Source organism: Nonomuraea terrae, from assembly GCF_004348995.1.
GTDB lineage: Bacteria > Actinomycetota > Actinomycetes > Streptosporangiales > Streptosporangiaceae > Nonomuraea > Nonomuraea terrae.
Genome location: NZ_SMKQ01000328.1, coordinates 1 through 6459, shown reverse-complemented (window position 1 = coordinate 6459; position 6459 = coordinate 1). Strand labels below are relative to the sequence as shown.

Here is a 6459-nt window from a genome sequence, read left to right as displayed (position 1 = left end):
GTGTGGGGAGTGGGGCGCGGGGTCATCGGATGCTCAGGGATCGCAGGGCGGCCTTGAGAAGGGCGGCGACCTGGGGCTGGCGGCCGGCCGCGAGCTCGGCGTCGGCGTCGGGCTCCACGGCGGCGATCGCCTGGTCGGCGTCCTTGCTGGAGTAGCCCAGGCCCACGAGCCCGGAGTGGACCTGATCGCGCCACGGCGCCGTGCGCCGCTCGCCGTTGAGCGCCGCGTCGAGCGCCGCCTGGGGGGTGCCGAGTCGGTCTTTCAGCTCCAGGACGATGCGCTGCGCCCCCTTCTGGCCGATGCCCGGCACCTGGGTGAGTGCTTTGAGGTCGGCGGCGGCCACGGCGGTGCGCAGCGCGTTGGGCGTGTGGACGGCGAGCATGGCCAGCGCCAGCTTGGGGCCGACCCCGCTGGCCGTCTGCAGCATCTCGAACACGACCCGCTCGTCGTCGGTGGCGAAGCCGTAGAGGGTGAGCGACTCCTCGCGGACGACCAGGGACGTGGCCAGCCGGGCGTCCTCCCCCATCCGCAACGTCGCGAGCGTGCCCGGAGTGCAGTGGACGAGGATGCCGACGCCGCCGACCTCGATCACGGCCCCGTCGGGCGCGATCGCCGTCACCTTGCCCGCCACCGACGCGATCACAGCCGCCCGCCTCCCGTCACTGCCCCTCCTGGCCCGGTCATGGTCATGCGAGTATCCCGCTCAAGCGGCCTGCCCGGTGACTCCGGCCGCGATCGGCGCGCCGGACGCGGCGCGGGCCTCACGGCCGGGCGCCCTTCCTGGTGGCCCTGGCCACTGCCTCGGCCAGGCGATGCTGGGCGCCGCCGCGCCAGACGTGGCAGATGGCCAGCGCGAGCGCGTCGGCGGCGTCGGCGGGCTTCGGCATCTCGCTCAGCCGCAGCAGGCGGGTGACCATGGCGCCGATCTGCTTCTTGTCGGCCGTGCCGCTGCCGGTGATGGCGGCCTTGACCTCCGACGGCGTGTGCAGCGCCACGGGCAGCCCGCGCCGGGCCGCGCACAGGACCGCGATGCCGGCCGCCTGGGCGGTGCCCATCACCGTGCGGACGTTGTGCTGGCTGAAGACGCGCTCCACGGCCACCGCGTCGGGCCGCACCTCGTCGAGCCAGCGCTCGATCCCGGCCTCGATGCCGACGAGCCGGGCGCCGAGCTCCTCGTCGGCGCCGGTGCGCACCACCCCGACGGCCACCATCGACAGCGGCGCCCCCGGCCGGCCCTCGACCGCGCCGAGGCCGCATCGGGTCAGCCCCGGATCGACGCCCATCACCCGCACCGGCATGCCCTCCCGCCCGCCGAACACCTGTTCGCACGAGACTCTACCCCTGCCGGGATGCCCGCGCACCGCGAATCGCCCGTCCAGCGCGGGCCTGCCGGAAGCGGCACCTCAGAAATAGTCCAGCATGTACGGCTTGGCGGCGAAGGCGGCGTCGAGGGCCTCGTCGTAGCGGTCGTCACCGGTCATGAGCCCGCCGAGCCGCAGCGTGGCCGTCGGGACACCGGTGTACAGGGCGGAGAAGCCGTTGACGGTCAGCCGAGGGCCTGGCCCGTCGACCGGCGTGGCCGCGCCCGAGCCGCCCGCGAGCTCCAGCCGCCACGTGCCCCCGGCCCTGACCGGGTCGTCCACGGTGACGACGGCCTCGCAGGAGGCGTGGGCCGGGTAACCCCTGCGCTCGACGGCGGCGGGCACGTCGAGCACCCTGAACATCCACCGGATCTGGGCGACCTCCTCCTTCGTACGCTCGCGCAGCAGCCACAGCACCGGATCGTCGGGCGCCACGGACGCCACGACGTGGCGGGCGACGGAGGACGCGCTGCCGACCAGGGACCACAGGGCGCGCAGGGTCTCGCGCGAGGCGGCGACGAGGTTCTCGACCTCGATGTCGTCGCCCTTCCAGCGGTAGACGACGTAGCCGTCGTCGGCGAGGTAGAGGAAGTCGTCCTCGTCGCCGAGCCGGACGCCCCAGATGTGCTCGTCCCAGCAGACCGGGCCGCTGGAGCGGGCGAGGGCGTGCACGCGGTGGAGCACCGACACGACCTCGGCGGCGTCGCCGGGGCCCATCCTGCGCAGCTTGACCGGCCCGGCCGGAGCGATCCCGCGCAGGTCCTCGGCGGGCAGGCGTACGGTGTGCAGCGCTCCGGCGTGCTCGTAGCCGATCCGGCGGTAGATGGCGGTGGTGGCCGGGTAGAGCGCGGACACCGCGTCGCCGAGCGCCTCCGCACGGTCCATCACGGCCTTCATGATCAGCGTGCCGACGCCGCGGCCGCGGTCTTCCGGGTTGACCGTGACCCCGGCGACCCCCGCCATGGGCTGCGGCTTGCCGTGCCACCACTGCGTGAACCCGCGCAGCCGGGCCGCGGCGGCCAGCCGGCTGCCGTCGAACACCCCCAGGTAGCGGCCCTCCCCGAGCGCGGGCAGCACCATGCGGCGCCACTTCTCCCTGCTGTCCGCGGGTATCGGGCCGAAGGCGCGCCTGCGCGCGTCGATGACGTCGTCGAGGTCTGCTTCGGTCAGGTCGCGTATCTCCACAAGCAGTCAACCCTACGCAGCCGGGGCGGGCGAGGGCGAACCCTGCCCCCCGTCCTTGGCCGTGATCGCGAGGCGGTCGAGGTAGAGCAGCTGAGCGGCCACGAGGGCGGCCAGCGCGACGGCGACCACGAGCAGCGGCGTGCCGGCGCCGACGTCCGGCGTGCGGGCGGCGTACGAGCTGAGCTGGTTGACCTGGGCGACCGGAGCGGTGAACAGCTCGGGCTGCTGGGCGACCAGCAGCGGCCACAGCAGGTCGTGGGCGTTCACGAGCGTGACGGCGCCGGTGAGGATGCCGGCCATGGGCAGCGACGGCAGGAACACGCCGCCGAAGAAGTCGCGGTCGGTGCGCTCGGCCAGCCCCTTGCACAGCAGCGTGAGCACCAGCAGGGCCGGGACGCTCACCAGCACGGGCGGGATGAGCGCGGGGAAGGTGTCGACGAGGCCGAGGTTGCGGGTGTTCTGCCAGTTGGCGACGCCGAGGACGCCCGTGCCGGCGAACAGCCACGGCGCGAACACCAGCAGCAGCCACTCGCTGCGCCGCCCCAGCGGGCGCAGGCCGCCGATGCCGAGCGCGGCCAGGTAGGCCACGCCCACCGAGACGACCGCTCCGGCGAGGGCGGGCACCCAGGTGTTGACCTGCGCGCGCAGGGTGCCCGCAGGGCTTCGCGGCGAGGCGAGCGCGCCGTCGATCCAGGGCCAGGCGCACAGCAGCGCGACGGCGGCCACGACGACCAGCGCCGTCACCCCGGCGGCCACGGCCACCGGCCCGGCCGCCCGCCGCACGGGTACGGCCGAGGAGGCGTGCCCCGCGCCGGCCACCGCCTTGGCGGGCCCCGCGGGCAGGAGCTCCGCCCCGCCGGTCACGTACGGGGACGCCGGAGCGTCCTGGCCCGTCGCGGAGAAGACGCCGTACGGGCCCGCCGCCGGCTGCCCGTAGGCCTCGCCGTAAGGGGACGCCGGCAGCTGGGCGGCGGCCCCGGAGGACACGCCGTACGGGCTCGGGGCCTTGTCGTGCGACGCCCACGAGGAGGCGTCGGCGGCCGCCTCGCGCGGCGTCAGGGTGATGCGCAGCCGGAAGGCGACCGCGACGATCGTGGCGGCGACGCCCAGCACGGCGAGCAGAGCCCACGTGAGGGCCGCGACGGCCGCACCGGGGCCGAACTCGGCCATCCGGAAGGCGTAATCGTAGGACAGGCCCGCGAGCGTCTCTGTGGCGCGCTGAGGGCCTCCCCGGGTGAGCACCATGCCGAACGAGAACGCCTGCAGCCCCACGGCGACGACGCCGAGCGCGAGCAGCGCCCCGACGGCGAGCAGCGCGGGCCCCGGGGTGCCGCCGCGCAGGACCGGCAGGTACGCGACGAGGGCCAGCGCGCACACGACGCCGAACGTGGCCGCGGCGACGATCAGCCGCAGCGTGCCGGGGGCGGTGGTGGCCTCGCGCAGCCCGTCGGCCAGGGTGACGACGCCGGACGCGTTGGGCATCAGGCCGCGCGTCCAGGCGGCGGCGACCCCGACCGGCGAGAACGTGACGACCGCGAGCGAGAGCGCGATGCGAGCGGCCCGCCTCGGCCACGTGCCCGCGCGGTCGAGCGCCAGCGCCAGCAGCGGGCCGACCACCACGGCCACCAGCAAGGGGATCAGGGTCAGGGACAGCGTGAACCCCACGGCCCGCCAGAACTCGCCGCCGCCGAGCAACTCGGCGTAGTTGGCCGTCCCCGCGTAGGTGCTCTCCCGCAGGACGCCGCCGCGCTGGAAACTGAGCCAGATCGTCTGACCCGTGGGCAGGACGAGCGTGATGAGCGTGCCCAGCAGCGCGGGCACGGCGAGCAGCCAGCCGAGCGCGTGAGAGGCCGAGTGTGGGGGGTTGGGGGAAGTCACGTCGCCCGACCCTACGCCGACCCGGCCCCCTCGCGCACGCCGAAAAGCCGTCGGCTCGCGAGGGGCGAACAAGGCCCCGGCACGCGAAGGGGCCCGGCGGAGAACCGGGCCCCGGAACGTGTGCGGCGCGGGCCGTCAGTCGAGGGCGGCCAGGACCTCGTCGGAGACGTCGAAGTTGGCGAAGACGTTCTGCACGTCGTCGCTGTCCTCCAGCGCGTCGATGAGGCGGAACACCTTCTTGGCGCCCTCCTCGTCGAGCGGGACGCTCATGGTCGGCACGAAGCTGGACTCGGCCGAGTCGTAGTCGATGCCGGCGTCCTGCAGTGCCTTGCGCACCGGCACCAGGTCGCCCGCCTCGCAGATGACCTCGAACGACTCGCCGATGTCGTTGACCTCCTCGGCGCCCGCGTCGAGGACGGCCATCAGCACGGTGTCCTCGTCGAGGTCGTTCTTGGGGACGATCACGACACCCTTGCGGTTGAACATGTAGGAGACGGACCCGGGGTCGGCCAGCGAGCCGCCGTTGCGGGTCAGCGCCACGCGCACCTCGGAGGCGGCGCGGTTGCGGTTGTCGGTGAGGCACTCGATGAGCACCGCGACGCCGCCGGGCGCGTAGCCCTCGTACATGATCGTCTGCCAGTCGGCGCCGCCGGCCTCAAGGCCGCCGCCGCGCTTGCGGGCCCGCTCGATGTTGTCGTTGGGCACGGAGTTCTTCTTCGCCTTGAAGATGGCGTCGAAGAGGGTGGGGTTGGCGTCCGGGTCAGGGCCACCGGTCCGGGCCGCCACTTCGATGTTCTTGATGAGCTTGGCGAACAGCTTGCCGCGCTTGGCGTCGAGCGCGGCCTTCTTGTGCTTCGTCGTCGCCCATTTGGAGTGGCCGGACATTACCTAGAGCTCCCTCACCATGTCTACGAAGTAACGGTGCACGCGGACGTCCCCGGTGAGCTCGGGGTGGAACGACGTCGCGAGCAAAGGCCCTTGACGGACCGCGACGATCCTATCCCCAGGCTCGCACCTGCCCAGCACTTCGACGTCGGCGCCGACGGATTCGACCCACGGGGCGCGGATGAAGATGGCGCGCACGCGCTCGCCGGCGAAGTCGAGATAGGACTCGAACGAGTCGACCTGGCGGCCGAAGGCGTTGCGCCTGACCACCATGTCGATGCCGCCGATGGTCTGCTGACCTGTCATGCCGTCCTCGATGCGGTCGGCCAGCATGATCATGCCGGCGCAGGAGCCGTAGGCGGGCATGCCTTCCTTGATCCGCATCCGCAGCGGCTGCAGCATGTCGAAGGTCTCGGCGAGCTTCCACATCGTGGTCGACTCCCCGCCGGGGATGACGAGGCCGTCGACCGCGTCCAGCTCGGCGGGCCGCCGCACGGCGACGGCCGTGGCGCCTGCCTCTCCGAGCATGCGCGCGTGCTCGCGCACATCGCCCTGGAGAGCGAGTACACCGATCGTGGGCACAGCCGATCCTTCCGTCCGGGTACGGGTTTCCCCAATTCAACACCAGAATGCCCCGCCATCTTCCTCCAGGAGGCCGCGTTCAGCGACCTCCGGCAGAACAGCGGACGCGGTCCGAGCTCACAGGACCACCTTCATGAAGACCGGCTGGTGGTCGGAGACGGTCACCTCCTGAGCGACGTGACACCGGCGCACGGACCCCTTCGGGGCGAACAGGTAGTCGAGTTTCTTGCCCCCGCGGGTCTCCCTGCCGGTGCGCCGCGTCCCGCGCTGGTCGCACTCCTGGTACGCCCGGTAGGCCGGGACGACGGCGCGGCGGCCGGCGGCGCCGCCGTACCCGCCGCCGGGCGGGGCGACGTTGAGGTCGCCGCCGACGATGGTCCGGTATCCGGGCCGGGCGGCCACCTGGAGCAGGCGCCGGATCTGCCGGGTGCGGTAGGGGGCGCCGGCCTGCCGGTCGTCGTAGGAGGACCCGACGGACAGGTGGGTGCCGCAGGCCCGGACCTTCACGGAGGAGAGGGTGGCGCAGATCGCGGCGCGCGCGACGTACCAGGGCGGGGCGGGCAGCGGG

Annotated in this window: 7 protein-coding genes; all 7 read right to left on the bottom strand. The window is 73.6% G+C overall.

The window, feature by feature from the left end:
* Positions 1-22: 22 nt before the first annotated feature.
* On the bottom strand, positions 23-643 hold the full coding sequence (gene ruvA, locus E1286_RS45290) for a Holliday junction branch migration protein RuvA (protein ID WP_132623304.1): 621 nt from the start codon (positions 641-643) through the stop codon (positions 23-25).
* A 118-nt stretch (positions 644-761) separates the two neighbouring features.
* Positions 762-1292 (bottom strand): crossover junction endodeoxyribonuclease RuvC, encoded by a 531-nt coding sequence (ruvC, locus tag E1286_RS45285; protein WP_132623308.1) that lies wholly within the window; start codon positions 1290-1292, stop codon positions 762-764.
* 111 nt (positions 1293-1403) lie between these two features.
* Complete coding sequence (locus E1286_RS45280; RefSeq protein WP_246075698.1) at positions 1404-2546, bottom strand: GNAT family N-acetyltransferase; 1143 nt, start codon at positions 2544-2546, stop codon at positions 1404-1406.
* Positions 2547-2558: 12 nt separating this feature from the next.
* Positions 2559-4424, bottom strand: coding sequence for a carbohydrate ABC transporter permease (locus tag E1286_RS45275; protein WP_132623302.1), 1866 nt, complete (start codon positions 4422-4424; stop codon positions 2559-2561).
* A gap of 135 nt (positions 4425-4559) precedes the next feature.
* Positions 4560-5309 (bottom strand): YebC/PmpR family DNA-binding transcriptional regulator, encoded by a 750-nt coding sequence (locus E1286_RS45270; RefSeq protein ID WP_132623300.1) that lies wholly within the window; start codon positions 5307-5309, stop codon positions 4560-4562.
* A gap of 3 nt (positions 5310-5312) precedes the next feature.
* Complete coding sequence (gene pdxT, locus E1286_RS45265; RefSeq protein ID WP_132623298.1) at positions 5313-5891, bottom strand: pyridoxal 5'-phosphate synthase glutaminase subunit PdxT; 579 nt, start codon at positions 5889-5891, stop codon at positions 5313-5315.
* 117 nt (positions 5892-6008) lie between these two features.
* On the bottom strand, positions 6009-6459 hold a 451-nt coding region (locus E1286_RS48645; protein ID WP_165970228.1), incomplete at its 5' end, for an endonuclease/exonuclease/phosphatase family protein.